The following is a 15,782-nucleotide window of genomic DNA, read 5'->3' on the forward strand; positions in this document are numbered from 1 at the left end:
GCCGTTACCCGCGGAACCGAGAGAGTCGGTCGTATGACCGGCTAATTTGGGTGGCACCGCGAACGCGTTCTTCGTCCCATGGCATGGGGACGAAGAACGCGTTTTTTTAGTCCCCGCTACCATGAACAGGGAGTGATGGACATGTTGGACATCGGGTTTATTCGGGAACGGGCGGCGGACGTGCAGGACGCGGCGGATCGGAAAGGGATCGCGCTGTCGGTCGCGGAGCTGCTCGCGGTCGACGACCGGCGGCGGGCGCAGCTGCGCGAGACGGAGGCGCTTCGCGCGGAACGAAACCGAAGCTCGAAAGCGATCGAAGGCTTGCTGCGGGAAGGGCGCAAGGCGGAGGCGGAGCGCGAGAAGGGAACGGCGTCGGCGGCGCTGGCGAAGCTGAAGGCGCTCGAGGAGCGGCTCCGGCAAACGGAGCGGCTGTACGAGACGCTCATGCTGCAGGTGCCGAATATCATCTCGCCGGATACGCCGGACGGCGCGAGCGACCGCGACAACGTCGAGATCCGCCGCGTCGGGGAGCCGGCGGCGTTCGGCTTCGCGCCGCTCAGCCATGTCGAGCTCGGCGAATCGCTCGGCATCGTCGACCTCGCCAGAGGCGTCAAGATCGGCGGTGCCCGCCAGTACGTGCTGAGGAACGGCGGGCTGCTGCTGCACCGCGCCGTGCAGCAGCTGGCGCTCGACCTCTTGCACCGCAAGGGCTTCGATCTGCTGGACGTGCCGGCGCTCGTCAAGGAAGGGACGATGCTCGCGACGGGCTTTTTCCCCTCGGGACGCGAGCAGAGCTACGCGGTCCAGGGCGAGGACAAATGGCTGGCGGGAACGTCGGAAGTGCCGCTCGTCTCGTATTACGCCGGCGAAATCGTCGAGCTGGACCGGCCGAAACTGCTCGGCGCCGTGAGCGCGTGTTACCGGAGCGAAGTCGGCTCGGCGGGCCGGGACGTGCACGGGCTGTACCGCGTCCACCAGTTCGCGAAGGTGGAGCAGGTCGTCCTGTGCCGCGCGGAGCCAGACGAAGGCTTGGCGTGGCTGGAGCGTCTGACGGCGAACGCCGAAGAGCTGCTGCAGCTGCTGGAGCTGCCTTACCGCGTCGTGGCCGTCTGCGGCGGCGATCTCTCGGCCAAAAACTATAAGCAATACGATATCGAGACATGGATGCCGAGCCGGGACGGCTACGGCGAGACGCATTCGGCATCGCTGCTGCTCGATTATCAGGCGCGGCGGTCGAATATCCGGTACCGGGCCTTGGACGGCCGCCTGCGCCATCCGTACACGCTGAACAACACGATGGCTGCCACGCCGCGCCTGCTTATTCCGCTGCTGGAGAATCATCAGCGGGAGGACGGCTCGGTCCGCATTCCGGAGGCGCTCCGCCCGTACATGTACGGCATCGGGGAGCTCCGGCCGGAGACCGAAACGCCGTAAAAGGATAGCCCCCGGCAAGAATTGTAGGTATACTACTGGTGTAAGCACTTCCATTCGATGCGAAACGAGAGGAGCACGGCGAGATGAATCCGGGAAACATCGCGCAAACGGCGCAAGCCATTCGGAGCAACGTCAGCAAAGTCATCGTCGGGAAAGAAGATATCGTGGATCAATTGATCATCGCCATTTTGACGTCGGGGCACGTCCTGCTGGAGGACGTGCCCGGCACGGGGAAGACGCTGCTCGCGAAGGCGGTGGCGAGATCGATCGACGGCGGCTTCAAACGGATTCAGTTCACGCCGGATCTGCTGCCGTCGGATTTGACGGGCATCCATTTCTATAACCAGAAGCTGGCGGAGTTCGAATTCCGGCCGGGTCCGCTGTTCGCCAACATCGTGCTGGCGGACGAGATCAACCGTGCCACGCCGCGCACGCAGTCCAGCCTGCTGGAGAGCATGGAGGAGCGCCAGGTCAGCATCGACGGCACGACGCACCCGCTGGGCCGACCGTTCCTCGTCATCGCGACGCAGAATCCGGTAGAGCAGCAGGGCACGTTCCCGCTGCCGGAGGCGCAGCTCGACCGGTTCCTGTTCAAGCTGAAAATGGGCTATCCGACGACGGAGGAAGGAATCGCGATCATGAAGCGGTTCATGGCGGACAGCCCGCTGGAGCAGCTGGAGCCGGTCGTCGGCACCTCCGAGATCGAGGACGCGAAGCGCCATTACGTAGGCGTCAAGGTGACGGACGAGCTGCTCGGCTACATGCTCGCGATCGTCGAGGCTACGCGCAAGCATCCCGACGCCGTGCTCGGGGCGAGCCCGCGCAGCAGCCAGGCGCTGCTTCGCGCCTGCCAAGCCCGGGCGGCCATCCAGGGCCGGGATCACGTGCTGCCGGACGACGTCAAGGCGATCGCGGTTCCGGTCCTCGCGCACCGGATCTCGCTGCGCAGCGTGCAGCGGATGCGCGCGGACGCCGCCGAGCAGATCATCGCCGGCATTCTGTCGACCGTTCCCGTGCCCGCGGACGCGCCGCTCGTCGGCCGGGCGTAGCCCCGCCGCGGAAGGGAGAGGAGACCCATGGGCATACAATGGTACATTTTGAGCGCGGTGCTCGTGATCGTGCTTCAGCGATACCTGTTCCGGTATTTCGGCATGCGCAAGGTGCGATATTCGCGCGCGTTCAGCACGGCGGCCTGCTTCGAAGGGGACGACATCGAGATGGTGGAGAAGCTCGCGAACGGCAAGCTGCTGCCGGTGCCTTGGCTGCGGGTGGAATCGATGCTTCACGCGGGTCTGCAGTTCCGGAGCGACGCCAACTTCGACGTCAGCAACGGGGAGTTTTTCCAGAACCATAAGAGCCTGTTCAGCCTGATGGGCAACAAGCAGCTGACGCGGCGGCATGCCGTGCACGCCGCGCGGCGCGGCTGCTACCGGGTGACGAGCGCTTCGCTGACGTTCGGCGATCTGTTCGGCTTGTTCAGCGCCTGGAAGAAGGTGCCGCTGCAGGTGGAGCTGCTCGTCTATCCGCTTCCGGCCGATCGCAGCCTGATTCAGCTGCCGTCGCGCAGCTGGCAGGGAGACATCGCCGTTAGGCGCTGGATCGTGGAGGATCCGTTCGCGATCAGCGGCGTGCGGGAATACCGGCCCGGCGATTCGTTCAAGTCGGTCAACTGGAACGCGACGGCCCGCACCGGCGAGCTGCAGGTGCACCGTCGCGACTACACCGCGGATTTTCGCCTGATCGTGCTGCTGAACGTCGAAGACCATGCCGGCATGTGGGAGGCGGTCAACGATATGGCGCTGATCGAGCAGGGGATCCGGCTCGCCGCCGGCATCCTGCAGCTCGCGACGGAGCAGGGGCTGGAGACGGCCTTCGCGTGCAACGGCCATTCGATCGATGCGCCGGATGAGGTGATGACGGTGGAGCGGGGCAGCGGAAGCGAGCATCTGACGCATCTGTTCGGCCAGCTGGCCAAGCTCGCCATCGTCCGCCGGCTGCCGTTTCATACGATGCTGGAGCAGCTCGCGCCGCAATGGGACGAGCGCAGCGACATCGTCATCGTCTCGGCCTTCCTGAGCGAGGACATCGCGGAGGCGATGGCGCAGCTGCGGCGGGAAGGCCATGCGGTCGACTGGCTGCCGATCGCGGAGAAGGAGGCGGAAGCGGTATGAGCATCAATTTGCGCCGGCTCGGCGGCAGCTTGATCGTCGCAGGTGTGCTGGAACTCCTGCTGTTCTTCCCTGTCGCGCTCTTCGCCTACGTGCTGGCGCCGCCCGGCTCGGCCGGTCTCCCCGCCGTCGCGCTGCTGCTGCTCGCGGCCTACGGGATCGGGTACGGGCTGAACGCGCTGCTGAAGTTCAAGCGCGCGTTCCCCCGGCTGCTGATCGCCGCCGTCATCGGAGCGGCCGCGGGTTACGCCATGTTCGGCATCGCGAAAGGGAGCATCGTCCTCATGCTGCTCCTCGCCTGCGCCGTTTACCGGGGCTCCAGGCTGCCGGGCTGGCCGCTGAATGCCAGGCTGGCGACGCAGGATTATATCGTCGGCGTGGGCTTGTATTTCGTCGGGGCGCTCGCGGACGGGATCAAGGAGACGATCGACGGATATCGGGGGCTCTATCTTGGCGCGGGCTTGTTCACGCTGTTCGCGGCGCTCTATTTGACGAACCGCGGCATGGTCGGGCGGGAGACGCTGTCCGGCGCGGCGAAGCCGGCGGTCGAGCCGTCCGTGCGGCGCAACAACCGCATCTTCGTCGCGGCCGCGATCGCCGTCACCGTGCTCATCGCCGCCAGCTACCAGCTGCAAGCGCTGCTGGGCTCGGCTTGGCAGTCGCTCAAGCAGTGGCTGACGGGGCTGTTCAGCGGGGGCGGCGGCGACGTCAAGCCGCCGGATCAGCAGGAAGCGCAGCCGCCGCCGGACATGCTGCCGCCGCTCGACAAGACGCGCACGATGCCGGCTTGGGTCGACCATCTGATGTACGCGATCGTCATCGCGTTCCTGCTCGTGCTGCTGGTGCTGCTGCTGCGGCGAGTCAACCGGCTGCCCGGCTGGCTGGGCGCGCTCGGCCGGAAATTCATGATGCTGTTCGACCGCGACGGCAGCGTTATCGCGCGCGGCTACGTCGACGAGGTCGAGAAGATCAAGAAAACCGAAGGCGGCTTCTTCAAGCGGTTCGGCCGGTCGAGGGACGAACGATTGCGGTGGAAGGATCTCGCGGATAACGAATCGCGCCTCCGTTATTTGTACAGACACTGGGTCGGGGGCGCCGTCAAACGCGGCTACGAGCACCGGCCCCATCTGACCCCGGAGGAGATCCGGCGGGCGCTGAGCGCAGAAGGGTCGGCGGACGACGCCGCGGCGGAGACGCTCGTGCGGCATTATCAAGCGGTTCGGTACGGCGGCGGAAAATTAACCGACGACCAGCTGCAGGCGATCGCGTCCAAGCTCGGCCAATCGAAGCCGTAGCCCGGCGGCCGGCGGCCGGGCATACATATTTACCCATGGGCGGGGTATCCTAAGGCGGCATCACGATGCATTCCGAGGAGGTACGTCCATGTATGACAACATGCCCGGTCAGCCGGTGAACAGCCAGCAGCTGACGTACGAGCAGTTTCAGGAGCAGGCGAGGCTGCGGCAGGAGCAAGAGCAGCAGCGCGCGAAGGAAGCGCTGCGAAGCGTAGGACTCGACCCGAAGTCGCAGCATGCGCAAGCGGTTGTCCAAGCATTGTACGGTGTGGAAAGCGAGCTGAAACTCGCGGAGAATCAGCTTCAGATGCAAATGGAAGCGCAGAAGCGCCAAATCCAGCAGATCCAGCAAAAAATCCGTCAGGCGATGGCGCAGGTGCAGGGCACGGTGCCGGGCTCGCAGCAGAGCGGCGCCAACACGCAGACCATGGCCCAAAACTACATGCAATAAACGGCGAATGCCGCCGCGAAATCCTTCTTGCCGCCCGATCGGGGAACGGCAGGAAGGATTTTTTTTGTATACCCGAAAGTTTATGTTAGTAAATATAACATTAATATTACGCAAGTGTTCACGAAGTGGATTACATGTAATATAATATAACATAACATAAAAAGAAGGCCATGGAGACCGCGGCCGCCGGCGGCGGTCCACGATGCTGCGGAGGTGCATGGCATGGATATGGCGGCGTTGGTATCCTTGATCGCCGAATTGCCCGATGAAGACGTTCCGGTGCTGGCCACCGTCGCTCGCGTGAGCGGCCATGCGTACCGGAAGCAAAGCGCCGCCATGCTGTTCCTGCCGGGCGGCGGCAGAGCCGGGAGCGTCAGCGCCGGCTGCCTCGAGGACGATCTGCAGGCGAGAGCTGCGGCGGTCGCCGAATCCGGCAAGCCGGCATGCGCGGCGTACAACCTCCGATCGGAGGGAGATGCCGTCTGGGGCGAAGCGATGGGCTGCGGCGGCGAGATCACGGTGCTGCTGGAAGCCGTTGCGGGCGAGCTGCGGCAGCTGCTCAACTTGGCCGCTATCTGCTTGGCGAAGGAAATCGAAACGACGCTGGAGCGGACGTGGGGCGAGGCTGCCGTCGCCTATACGCTCCGCTGCGGGGCAGACGTAATCGCGTCTGCAGGCCGGGGCGGCGCGGACCGATCGCGCGGCAGGAAGCCCGCCGCCGCGGAACCGGACGATGCGGGACCGGATGCTGCGGGACCGGACGCCGAGTCGCGATCGGGCCGCTGGCGGCTGGCCGTGAAGATCGCGCCGAAGACGCGGCTCGTGCTGTTCGGGGACGGCGAGGATGCCCGGGCGATCGCGGGCATCGCGGAAGGCATCGGGTTTCGCGCGGTGACGGCGGATTGGCGGGATAGCCGCCGCGGCCGGGCGGACGCGGTCGGGACGCCAGCCGAGCTCGTCGACGCGCTGCGGCTAGGCGAAGGAGATTACCTGGTGCTATGCAGCCATCGGCTGGACGTGGAGCGCCGCCTGCTCGGGCTCGTGCTGCCGCTGGGGCTGCGCTACATTGGGATAATCGGTTCACGGACACGGATCCGCATGCTGTTCGAGGGTCTCGAACGGACACCGAACGTGCATGCGCCGGCCGGACTGCCGCTTCCCGCGGACGGTCCGCGGGAGATCGCCGTCAGCGTCGCGGCGCAGTTGATCGAAACGCGGCATGCTTCTGCCGCCGCGAACGAAGAAAGGAAGATGCGACATGAAAATCGGCGCGATATATTTGGCGGCCGGCTTCAGCCGGCGAATGGGTGAGGCGAAGCTGCCCCTCGAGCTCGCGCCCGGCGTGACGCTCGGCAGCCGCGGGCTGCTCGAGGTGAGGCGAAGCGGCTTTCAGCCGATCGTCGTCGTCGTCCGGCCGGAAGATCCGCTGCTGTGGCTGTTCGACGGTGGGGCCGGCATCGACCGGCTGCCGAAATTCCGGATCGCGCCGTGCAGAGACGCGAACGAAGGCATGTCGCGCTCCATCCGGCTCGGGATGCAGGCGCTGCTGCCGGACGAACCGGACGCGGTGCTGATCGCGCTGGCCGACCAGCCGTTCGTATCGGCATCGCTGCTCCGGCGGCTGGTGTCCGTCTTCCGCGAGGATCCGGCCGCCGACTTCGTCGCGAGCGGCTATGGCGACGTGTCGGCGCCGCCCGTGCTGTTCAACAAAACCATGTTCGACCGGCTCTGCCGGCTGGAAGGGGATGCCGGCGCGCGGACGCTGCTGCGATCGGCGGAGTTCCGGGGGAAGGTCGTGCGCTATGCCGCGGAATGGGCATTCGTCGACATCGACACGAAGGAGCAGCTGGAGAAGGCGAGGCTGATCTGGTCGCAGGTGCAGGCCAGGGCGCGGTAAGGCTTGCGGATACCGGGCGCGGGATCACGGGAGGGGGAAATGCCATGAGCGTCGTTTGGCAGCCGCGCGATGCGGCGGAGGCGGTCCGGCTGAAGGAAGCGTTCGGCGCGGACGCCCAATACGTCGGCGGAGGCACCTGGCTGTCGGTGCAGTGGGAGAACGACGCGGCTAAGCCCGCGCATCTGATCGACGTCGGCGGTGTTGCGGGCGTCAAGGGCCTCTTCGTTCAAGGCGCGGAGCTGACGATCGGCGCGATGACGCCGCTCGCGGCGGCCCGCCGCGATCCGCTCGTCGGCCGCCGCGCGCCGCTGCTGCGCGAGGCTGCGCGGCACGTCGCCGCCCCGGCGGTGCGCAACCTCGGCACCGTCGGCGGCAACGTCGCGAGCCGCACGGGCGATCTGCTGCCCGCGCTGCTCGCGGCCGATGCGGAGCTGATCTGGCATGACGGCCGCGGGCAGGCGGCGGAGAAGCTCGCTGATTGGCTGCTGCGCTTAAGCGGCGGTGCAGGGCCGGACGCGAGCCTGCTGCTTCAGGTCAAGACGGCCTGCGGCGACGCCAGGGACACGAAGCGGGAGCTCACCGGCGGGCGCGTTCTCGAAGGGTACCGCAAGATCGGCCGGCGGGAGGCGTTTACCCCTTCGGTCGCGACCGCCGCGTTCCGCGTAACGGTGACGCCGGCTGGCGAAATTCGTTCCGTTCGCCTCGCCGCCGGCGGCGGCGCCATGCTGCCGCAGCGGCTGCCCGCCGCGGAGGCGCTGCTGCTCGGCGAAACGATGCGCCCGCTGCTGATGGAGCAGCTGTACGACGAGCTGCTGGCAGAGGTGCGGCCTGTCGGAGACGCGTTCGTATCCGCCGATTACCGCAGGCAGACCACGGCGGCCGCGCTGGCGGCCGGTCTGTGGCAGGCATGGCGGGAGAGCGAGTCGGCTTGAGCGGTGGCCTTCGCTGCATGCGGCATCGTCTTGCGGGGTGATATCCATGCCGCGCATCCAGAGAACCTTCGGAAGGAGTGACGTCGATGCTGCTTAACCGCGAATCCAGCGGCGAACGCTGGCGAATCCGGCCGGACGGTCCCGGCAAAGTGACGGGCGGGCTCGCTTACTTGACTGACCGGACCGCGCCTGGCATGCTGATCGGCCGGGTGCTCCGCAGCCCGCATCCCCACGCGGCGATTCTGGATATCCGCACGGATCGTGCGCGGGCGCTTCCGGGCGTACGCGCCATACTGACGCATCGGGACGTGCCGGGCTTGAACGGCTACGGCATCGCCGTCCAGGATCAGCCGGTGTTCTGCGTCGACCGGGTGCGCTACGTCGGAGATGCGGTCGCGGCGGTGGCCGCCGAGACCGACGAGATCGCCGAAGAAGCGCTGCGGCTGATCGAGGTGGACTACTTGCCGCTTCCCGTGCTCGACGGACCGGATGCCGCGATGGCGGACGGGGCGCCTCGCCTGCACCCCGGCGGCAACGTGCTGCACCGGACCGATTACAAGCGGGGCGACGTCGAGGAAGGCTTCCGGCGCGCCGTCCATGTCATCGAGGAGACGTACGTCTCGCCGCGGCAGATGCATACGTACATGGAGACCGAGGGCGGTTTGTTCGTTCCCGGAGCGGACGGCAGGCTCACCGTCCATTCGCCGACCCAGCACGGGTTCATGGACCGGCTGCAGCTGTCGCGGATCACGGGGCTGCCGGAATCGCGCATCCGCATCCTGTCGAGTCCGATCGGCGGTTCCTTCGGCGGCAAGGACGAGCTGAACGTGCAGCCTTACGGCGCGCTGCTGGCGCTGGCGTCCCGGCGCCCCGTCAAGCTTCACCATTCGCGCAAGGAATCCGTACGCGCCGGGCTGAAACGGCATCCCATGGTGATCCGGATGCGCACCGGTATCGACGCCGACGGCGCCATCGTCGCGCATCAAGCGCGCGTGACCGCGGATACGGGGCCGTACGCGACGCTCGGCGCGGAAGTGCTTAACTTCGCCACGGAGCATGTCATCGGTCCGTACCGCTATGCCAACGTCGACGTGGAAAGCGTGTCCGTGTACACGAACAACGGCATGTCCGGCGAATTTCGCGGCTTCGGCGGCAATCAGGCGATCTTCGCGCTCGAGGGCCAGATGGACCGGCTGGCGGACGCGTGCGGCATGGACCCGTGGGCGTTCCGGCTGCGCAACCTGCGCGAGCCGGACGCGCCGGGGCCGTTCGGGCAGCCTGTCGCGCCGACGAACGGCGCGCGGCAGGCGTGGGACGCCTTGGCGGCGTCGCCGCTGTGGCGCGAGCGCGCCGAGCGGAAGGAGCGGCTGCGCGCCGGTATGAAGCCGTGGGTGAAGACTGGCATCGGCGCAGCCTTCATCATGCATGGCGCGGGGCTCGGCGCCGGCCTGCCCGATCCTGCCGGCGGCCGGCTGACGCTGGCGCCGGACGGGAAGATCGAAGCGCGGTTCGGCTATGAGGAATGCGGCCAGGGGCTGCTCGCTTCGCTCGAGCTGATGCTGACGGAACAGTTCGGGTTCGGCGCTGCGGATCTGCGCCTCGTGATCGGGGACACCGACGCCGTGCCGGACAGTGGATCGACGACGGCGTCGCGAGCCACGACGATGATGTGGAAGTCGCTGCGGCTGATGAAGCCGGCATTCGTGGGCGCGCTGCTCGCGGCGGCGTCCGAACTGCTGGATGCGCCCGCGGACAGACTGCGGCTCGGCGAGGGCGGCATCTGGAGCCGCACCGGCGAGGCCGCGGACGCATCCGGCTGCAGCAGCGCTAACGTCGGCTGCTCGCATAGCCGCGCCGGCGACGCATGCCCGGCCGACCCGCCGTCCGGCGGCGCTTCGCATAGCCGCGCAGGGGATGCATGCCCGGCCGACCCGCCGTCCAGCGGCGCTTCGCATAACCGCGCTGGCGACGCATCCCCGGCCGACCCGCCGTCCGGCGGCTGGCTGCTCCTGACTTACGCGGAGTTGGCCCGCCGGATGCCGGAGCCGATCACCGCACAGGCGTCGTTCGCGTATCCGGCGACGACGCTGCCGCGCGCCGGCGCGCATTACCTCTATACGTACGCGGCGGTAGCCGTGAAGGCGGAGGTCGACACGCTGACCGGGCGCGTGCGGGTGCTGGAGCAGTTCCATGCCGTCGCCGCCGGTCCCGTCGTGAATCCGCAAGGCTATCTCGGCCAGATCGAAGGCGGCGCGATCATGGCGCTCGGCTATGCGCTCACGGAAGAAGCGCTGATGCGGGAGGGCGTATACCTGACGAATAATCTGGATACGTATCTCATTCCGACCGCGAAGGACGCGGCGGGCCGCATCGACGTCCTGCCGATCGAGGACCTGCCGGACGGGGACGGGCACGGTCCGCGGGGGATCGGCGAAATCGGAACCGTGGGCTTGGCGCCGGCCATTCTGGCGGCCGTCCGCGACGCGACCGGCAAACGGCTGAACCGGCTGCCAATCGATCCGTCGGAGCTGGCGGAACGGCCGTCCTTTACCTGAACCGTCTCGCGAAGCGCCGGCTTGCACGCGTCAGCCGAAGCCGCAAGACGACGAGAACCACGCACGGGTTAACCGAGTCTGCGAACGCTTCGCAAATGAGCGAAAAAGGGGGAGGAACGGATGAAGAAGCCCAGCGATCTGCGTCAGCCTGTTCCTTCCGCGCCGTTCCGCTGCACCGTGAACGGCGTCGGCGTCAGCTTGGAGCTGCCGGCCGACAAGCGGCTGCTTGCGATTCTCCGCGACGATCTTGCGCTGACCGGCACGAAACGCTCCTGCGAAATCGGCCGCTGCGGCGCGTGCATGGTGCTGCTGGACGGCAAGCCGGTCAACGCCTGCCTGACGATGGCCTACCAATGCGGCGGCCGGGCCGTGACGACCATCGAGGGCTTGCCGGGCGCTGAGGCGGCGGAAGGCGGGCATGGCGCGGCGCTTCATCCCGTGCAGCGGGCGTTCCTGGAGGAAGGCGGCTACCAATGCGGCTACTGCACGCCCGGCATGATCATCGCCGTTACCGCGCTGCTGCGCGACAATCCGCGTCCGGACGAGGACGACATCGAAGAGGCGCTATCCGGCAATCTATGCCGGTGCACGGGCTACGGCGGCATCGTCCGGTCCGTCAAGCGCGCCATTGACTTGAGGAGGGGAGAACCATGAACGACCGGGAACGCCATATCGGGATATTGCGCCGAAGCATCGAGGTCTCGAAGGCGGCAAGAGCCGCCGGAAACACGCCATTCGGCGCGCTGCTGGCGGATGCCGAGGGCCGCATCCTGCTGGAGCAGGGCAACGTCGAGATAACGACGGGCGACTGCACCGGCCACGCCGAAGCCGCGCTGATGGCCGAAGCGTTCAAGTGCTATTCGAAGGAGCAGCTGCGATCGTCCGCGCTGTACGCCTCCACGGAGCCGTGCGCCATGTGCGCGGGCGCCATCTATTGGGGCGGCGTCGGCACCGTCGTGTACGCCTTGGCCGAGGAGAAGCTGATCGGACTGACCGGCGGCGACGAACGCAACCTGACGCTGCAGCTGCCGTGCCGCGATGTATTCGCCGCGGGCCGCAAGCCGGTCGAGGTGATCGGTCCGTTCCCGGAGCTCGAGGCGGAGGCGGCGTCGGCGCACGCGGGGTACTGGCGATGAGCATTCAATTGTGGCAGTTGAATACGCTGAGCCGCGAGCGGTTCGTCGGCGAGCTGGGCGCGATATTCGAGCATTCGCCGTGGGTGGCGGAGCGCATCTGGCCGTACCGGCCATTCCGGTCGCTGCGAGAGCTGTACGAGGCGATGATGCACGTGGTGGACGAGGCGCCGGAGGAGCAGGCGCTCGCGCTGCTGCGGGCGCATCCCGACCTGGCGTCGCGCGCGGCCATGACGGACGAATCGGCGGCGGAGCAGCGTGCGGCGGGTCTGGACGCGCTGACGCCGGATGAATATGGCCGGTTCGCGGCGCTGAACGCCGCTTATGCGGCGAAGCACGGTTTTCCGTTCATCATCGCGGTGCGGGGGAAGACGAAGGTCGATATTCTGGCCGCGATGACCCGCAGGCTGGAGAACGACGGCCGGCTGGAGCGGAGGCAGGCGCTGGCGGAAGTCGGCCGCATCGCGGAGCTGCGGCTGCGCGAACGCGTGGAAGAATAACGACGAAGGAGATGGCGACATGCTGCAATTGCCTAACGGACGCACGTTGTACTATGGCAAAGGTGACGTGCTGACCTACCGCACATACGCGGCGCCGCTCGAAGTGCCCGCGATTCCGGAATCGGCGTACGCGGGGGACGGCAACGTCCTGTTCGCGCACAACGTGACGTTCGCCGTCAGCGGCGAGTCGCTCTTGACCTCCTTCAGCGAAGGAGATAACGGGCGGGTCGTGGCGACGGATTCCATGAAAAATTTCATTTTTCGGCATGCCGCTTCCTACGAAGGCAGCACGACCGAAGGGTTCCTTGCTTATGTCGCCTTAGCGTTCTTCGCGAAATATCCGCACATCGCGGCGATCGAGCTGCGGGCCGACCGGATTCCGTTCCTGCCGTTGTCCGTCCTCGGCGGCGAAGGCCTGAGGGAGAGCGGGCTCGTCTACCGCCGTTCGCACAGCGAGCACGCGCATGCGGAGATGAAGCTGGTCCGTTCCCCGCAGGGCGCCGAAACGGCCGAACAGTGGAGCGGGCTCACGGATTTGCAGCTGATCAAGGTGAGCGGCAGCTCCTTCTACGGCTTCGTCCGCGACGAGTATACGACGCTCCCGGAGACGTTCGACCGGCCGCTCTTCATCTTCCTGGATATTCAATGGCGCTATGCCGATCCCGAGGACGCCCGCGACGGCGCGCGCGGCCGCTACGTGCCGGCGGAGCAAGTCCGCGACCTCGCGCAGCAGGCGTTCCATGTCTATGAATCGCCGTCCATTCAATATTTGATCACGCGTATCGGCCTGCATCTCCTGGACCGGTTTCCGCAGCTGGCCGAAGTGCGCTTCGAATCGAACAACCGGACGTGGGAAACCGTCGTCGACCGCGACCCCGCGAACGGCGCCGCCGTCTACACGGAGCCGCGGCCGCCGTTCGGCTTCCAAGGGTTCACGATGACCCGGGACGACCTCGCGGACCCGCAATTCGCGTTCGACCGGCAGGGGCTCCGCCTGCAGACCGCCGAAGGACTCGTCCGGCCATGAGCGGGGGCGGGCGGCTGACGACGCATGTGCTCGACACGGCGCGGGGCATGCCCGCCGCCGGGCTCCGCATCCGGCTGATGGCGCTGGCGGAAGGGCAAGGCGAGCGGCAGGTGGCGGAAGCGGCGACGAATGCCGACGGGCGCATCGACCGGCCGCTGCTCGCGGACGGGGAATTGAAGACAGGAACCTACGAGCTGCGGTTCGATGTCGGGGGGTACTTCGGCGACCGCGCGTTCCTCGACATCGTGCCGATCCGGTTCGTCGTGACCGACCCCGGCGCGCATTACCACGTGCCGCTGCTCGTGGCGCCGTTCGGCTACAGCACCTACCGGGGCAGCTAGCGCGCGCCTCGCGCTTCCTCCGCTGTTCGTCAGCCTTTCGTGCCGTTCGGCGGCCGCTTTACAGACTTCCTCCCGGATGATAGAGTAGAACGAACCGACGAACCGACGGAGGAGCGATGCAGCATGAGCACGAACGATAACGGGTCCGCCGATCAGCCGAGAACCGTGCACACCTATTATCAGCACGCGGAGGAGGCGTTCCGGCTGCTGCCGGACGCGGTCGCGCGGCTGGCGGCGCTGCGAGAAGCGTTCCGCGCCGCGGACGAGGATTTTTTGGCGGTCGAACTGAAGACGATGATCGCCCGGCTGGAAGAGATCCGCACGCTGCTGGCGGACGGGCCGCAGGGCTGACCGGCCCGGGCCGGATCCGGCCGCGAAGCGCGGCAAAGAGGCATTCCCGACCATGCGGGAATGCCTCTTTTTGCGCTGCAATCTATCAGCCGGGCGTAGGAGAATGCCCCGCTCCATTCGATTCCTCGCGTCATAGAATAGAGGAACGGAAGAATAGAGGAGGCGTCACCTTTGCCGGTATTGGACACGGGACTTCTGTATAATCGGGAAAAGCGGCGTACGGCGAGCTTGAGCATCAGCGTCATGAATCGGGGCAGACAGGGGGCGAGGGCGGCCGTGCAGCTGTACACGGCATCGCCGGCGGGCAGCGCGCAGGGAAAGGCCGGACACGAAACGGGCTTCGGCCGGATGCAGACGGAATCGCTGGCGACCGTGCAGCTGAGCCCGGCCGGGCGCGACCGGAGCATGTATTTCGTCTCGCGGGACGTGCTGCTGGAGGCCGTCTACGGCATTCGCGTGACCGTCAGCGGACTCGCGGCGGGGGAGGTCGCGGCAACGCTGGCGGAGCTGGACGAGAAGGGTGGCGTCATCGCGCAGCATCGTCTCCGGCTGCTGCCGGCCGGCACGGACGACATCCTGCACGCGTACATCGCGAATCATACCCAGCATTCGCTCACGGTGCTGCAGACCGATACCAACGCGCGGGTGGCCGCGATCCCGCTGCCGGCGGGAAGCAGTCCGCGCAGGCTGTCGTTCACCCCGGACGGCCGGGAGGTGTACGTGACCTGCCAAGGCGACAAAACGGTCCGCATCGTCGACACGCTTTCCCATGAAGTATGCGGCGAGCTGACGTTTCCGCAGGAAGCCGTGCCGCTCGCGGTCGCGGTCTCGCCCGTCGGCGCCAGGGCGTACGTCACGACGGTCATCCGCGATTACGTCGCCGTCTTCGATACCGACGCCAGATCGCTGATCAAGCTCATCGCTATGCCCGCGGGCAGCGACCCCGCGTCGGTCGCCGTCTCGCCGGACGGTAAACGCGTCTACTGCTGCCTCATCAACCGCGGCACGATCGCCGTCATCGACGCGGAGACGCTCGGCGTCAGCGTGACGATCAAGCTGCCGTTCGGGGCGAAGCCGTCGGCGGTGGCGATGTCGCCGGACGGGACGCGCGCGTTCGTGACCGACGTCTACCACGACCGGATCTATTGCATCCAGACCGCGTCGCATGCCGTCGCGGCCGTCATCCAGCTGGAGATCGACAGCGACCCGCAGCAGCTCGTCGTCACCCCCGACGGCGCGCTCGCGTACGTGGCCTGCCGGGGATCGGACGAGATCGTTGCGGTCAACCTGGTGCGGAACGAGATTTTGACCAAGATCGAGCTGCCTCAGGGCAGCAACGCGAGCGATATCGCGGTGACCGCGGACGGGCTGAAGCTGTACGTGACGATCCTGACGTTCGGTTACGTGGCGGTCATTGAGGTGGCGAGCCAGCTGCCGATCGCGATCCTGCCGACGGGCAGCTTCCCGTCCGGCGTGGCGGTGTCCCCGATTCTGCTGCAGGGCTAGCGCGGCATAACGGGAGCGGCGCAAAAAACCGCAAGGGCGAGGCTGAGCCTCTCCCTTGCGGTTTTGCGTGTACGCCCAGCATGGGCGTCATCTCTAGGGTGAAAGTCCCGAACGGGGGCTGGCGAACGCCTACCGTTAGCCAAAAGCAAGGGTGTCCGCCGCGAGGCGGAATCTGAAGGAAGCTTACGGCAA

Annotated in this window: 16 protein-coding genes; all 16 read left to right on the forward strand. The window is 66.9% G+C overall.

The window, feature by feature from the left end; all coding sequences use genetic code 11:
- Window positions 1-141 precede the first annotated feature (141 nt).
- The 16 genes from serS (at window position 142) to ACFPB1_RS09795 (ending at window position 15,590) form a co-directional block, all read left to right on the forward strand.
- Entirely contained in the window at window positions 142-1,434 is a 1,293-nt protein-coding gene (gene serS / locus ACFPB1_RS09720; RefSeq protein WP_379224506.1) for a serine--tRNA ligase, read from the forward strand.
- Between the two features lie 83 nt (window positions 1,435-1,517).
- The gene (locus tag ACFPB1_RS09725) at window positions 1,518-2,483 is read left to right on the forward strand and encodes an AAA family ATPase (RefSeq protein WP_379224508.1); all 966 of its coding nucleotides are present in this window, start codon (window positions 1,518-1,520) and stop codon (window positions 2,481-2,483) included.
- Between the two features lie 27 nt (window positions 2,484-2,510).
- Window positions 2,511-3,605: a DUF58 domain-containing protein gene (locus tag ACFPB1_RS09730; protein ID WP_379224510.1), complete on the forward strand. Its 1,095-nt coding sequence runs from the start codon at window positions 2,511-2,513 to the stop codon at window positions 3,603-3,605.
- Window positions 3,602-4,897 (forward strand): DUF4129 domain-containing protein, encoded by a 1,296-nt coding sequence (locus ACFPB1_RS09735; protein ID WP_379224512.1) that lies wholly within the window; start codon window positions 3,602-3,604, stop codon window positions 4,895-4,897. The genes ACFPB1_RS09730 and ACFPB1_RS09735 overlap by 4 nt, the downstream gene beginning before the upstream one ends.
- A gap of 88 nt (window positions 4,898-4,985) precedes the next feature.
- Window positions 4,986-5,348, forward strand: coding sequence for a hypothetical protein (locus ACFPB1_RS09740; RefSeq protein WP_379224514.1), 363 nt, complete (start codon window positions 4,986-4,988; stop codon window positions 5,346-5,348).
- 222 nt (window positions 5,349-5,570) lie between these two features.
- Window positions 5,571-6,659 carry an XdhC family protein gene (locus ACFPB1_RS09745; protein ID WP_379224516.1) on the forward strand — a complete coding sequence of 363 codons (1,089 nt, stop codon included), beginning with the start codon at window positions 5,571-5,573 and terminating at the stop codon, window positions 6,657-6,659.
- Window positions 6,607-7,245 (forward strand): nucleotidyltransferase family protein, encoded by a 639-nt coding sequence (locus tag ACFPB1_RS09750; protein WP_379224518.1) that lies wholly within the window; start codon window positions 6,607-6,609, stop codon window positions 7,243-7,245. The genes ACFPB1_RS09745 and ACFPB1_RS09750 overlap by 53 nt, the downstream gene beginning before the upstream one ends.
- Before the next feature lie 44 nt (window positions 7,246-7,289).
- The gene (locus ACFPB1_RS09755; RefSeq protein WP_379224520.1) at window positions 7,290-8,177 is read left to right on the forward strand and encodes an FAD binding domain-containing protein; all 888 of its coding nucleotides are present in this window, start codon (window positions 7,290-7,292) and stop codon (window positions 8,175-8,177) included.
- Window positions 8,178-8,263: 86 nt separating this feature from the next.
- On the forward strand, window positions 8,264-10,732 hold the full coding sequence (locus ACFPB1_RS09760; RefSeq protein WP_379224522.1) for a molybdopterin cofactor-binding domain-containing protein: 2,469 nt from the start codon (window positions 8,264-8,266) through the stop codon (window positions 10,730-10,732).
- A 120-nt stretch (window positions 10,733-10,852) separates the two neighbouring features.
- Window positions 10,853-11,386, forward strand: coding sequence for a (2Fe-2S)-binding protein (locus tag ACFPB1_RS09765; RefSeq protein ID WP_379224525.1), 534 nt, complete (start codon window positions 10,853-10,855; stop codon window positions 11,384-11,386).
- Window positions 11,383-11,868: a nucleoside deaminase gene (locus ACFPB1_RS09770; RefSeq protein ID WP_379224527.1), complete on the forward strand. Its 486-nt coding sequence runs from the start codon at window positions 11,383-11,385 to the stop codon at window positions 11,866-11,868. Before ACFPB1_RS09765 ends, ACFPB1_RS09770 begins: the two co-directional genes overlap by 4 nt.
- Window positions 11,865-12,365: a 2-oxo-4-hydroxy-4-carboxy-5-ureidoimidazoline decarboxylase gene (gene uraD / locus ACFPB1_RS09775; RefSeq protein WP_379224529.1), complete on the forward strand. Its 501-nt coding sequence runs from the start codon at window positions 11,865-11,867 to the stop codon at window positions 12,363-12,365. Before ACFPB1_RS09770 ends, uraD begins: the two co-directional genes overlap by 4 nt.
- A gap of 19 nt (window positions 12,366-12,384) precedes the next feature.
- Entirely contained in the window at window positions 12,385-13,392 is a 1,008-nt protein-coding gene (pucL, locus tag ACFPB1_RS09780; RefSeq protein WP_379224531.1) for a factor-independent urate hydroxylase, read from the forward strand.
- The gene (gene uraH / locus ACFPB1_RS09785) at window positions 13,389-13,733 is read left to right on the forward strand and encodes a hydroxyisourate hydrolase (protein ID WP_379224533.1); all 345 of its coding nucleotides are present in this window, start codon (window positions 13,389-13,391) and stop codon (window positions 13,731-13,733) included. Before pucL ends, uraH begins: the two co-directional genes overlap by 4 nt.
- A gap of 123 nt (window positions 13,734-13,856) precedes the next feature.
- Window positions 13,857-14,084 (forward strand): hypothetical protein, encoded by a 228-nt coding sequence (locus ACFPB1_RS09790; protein WP_379224535.1) that lies wholly within the window; start codon window positions 13,857-13,859, stop codon window positions 14,082-14,084.
- 171 nt (window positions 14,085-14,255) lie between these two features.
- The gene (locus ACFPB1_RS09795) at window positions 14,256-15,590 is read left to right on the forward strand and encodes a beta-propeller fold lactonase family protein (RefSeq protein WP_379224537.1); all 1,335 of its coding nucleotides are present in this window, start codon (window positions 14,256-14,258) and stop codon (window positions 15,588-15,590) included.
- The last annotated feature ends 192 nt before the right edge of the window (window positions 15,591-15,782 follow it).

It is taken from the genome of Paenibacillus sp. GCM10023250, from assembly GCF_042653205.1.
Lineage (GTDB): Bacteria > Bacillota > Bacilli > Paenibacillales > Paenibacillaceae > Paenibacillus_Z.

Excerpts from the sequence above, each read along its gene's own strand:
- ACFPB1_RS09760 (WP_379224522.1), top strand. The coding sequence starts at position 8,264 with ATGCTGCTTAACCGCGAATCCAGCGGCGAACGCTGGCGAATCCGGCCG.
- ACFPB1_RS09740 (WP_379224514.1), top strand. The coding sequence starts at position 4,986 with ATGTATGACAACATGCCCGGTCAGCCGGTGAACAGCCAGCAGCTGACG.
- ACFPB1_RS09745 (WP_379224516.1), top strand. The coding sequence starts at position 5,571 with ATGGATATGGCGGCGTTGGTATCCTTGATCGCCGAATTGCCCGATGAA.
- ACFPB1_RS09755 (WP_379224520.1), top strand. The coding sequence starts at position 7,290 with ATGAGCGTCGTTTGGCAGCCGCGCGATGCGGCGGAGGCGGTCCGGCTG.
- serS (WP_379224506.1), top strand. The coding sequence starts at position 142 with ATGTTGGACATCGGGTTTATTCGGGAACGGGCGGCGGACGTGCAGGAC.
- uraH (WP_379224533.1), top strand. The coding sequence starts at position 13,389 with ATGAGCGGGGGCGGGCGGCTGACGACGCATGTGCTCGACACGGCGCGG.
- ACFPB1_RS09765 (WP_379224525.1), top strand. The coding sequence starts at position 10,853 with ATGAAGAAGCCCAGCGATCTGCGTCAGCCTGTTCCTTCCGCGCCGTTC.
- uraD (WP_379224529.1), top strand. The coding sequence starts at position 11,865 with ATGAGCATTCAATTGTGGCAGTTGAATACGCTGAGCCGCGAGCGGTTC.
- ACFPB1_RS09725 (WP_379224508.1), top strand. The coding sequence starts at position 1,518 with ATGAATCCGGGAAACATCGCGCAAACGGCGCAAGCCATTCGGAGCAAC.
- ACFPB1_RS09770 (WP_379224527.1), top strand. The coding sequence starts at position 11,383 with ATGAACGACCGGGAACGCCATATCGGGATATTGCGCCGAAGCATCGAG.
- ACFPB1_RS09730 (WP_379224510.1), top strand. The coding sequence starts at position 2,511 with ATGGGCATACAATGGTACATTTTGAGCGCGGTGCTCGTGATCGTGCTT.
- ACFPB1_RS09735 (WP_379224512.1), top strand. The coding sequence starts at position 3,602 with ATGAGCATCAATTTGCGCCGGCTCGGCGGCAGCTTGATCGTCGCAGGT.
- ACFPB1_RS09790 (WP_379224535.1), top strand. The coding sequence starts at position 13,857 with ATGAGCACGAACGATAACGGGTCCGCCGATCAGCCGAGAACCGTGCAC.
- pucL (WP_379224531.1), top strand. The coding sequence starts at position 12,385 with ATGCTGCAATTGCCTAACGGACGCACGTTGTACTATGGCAAAGGTGAC.
- ACFPB1_RS09750 (WP_379224518.1), top strand. The coding sequence starts at position 6,607 with ATGAAAATCGGCGCGATATATTTGGCGGCCGGCTTCAGCCGGCGAATG.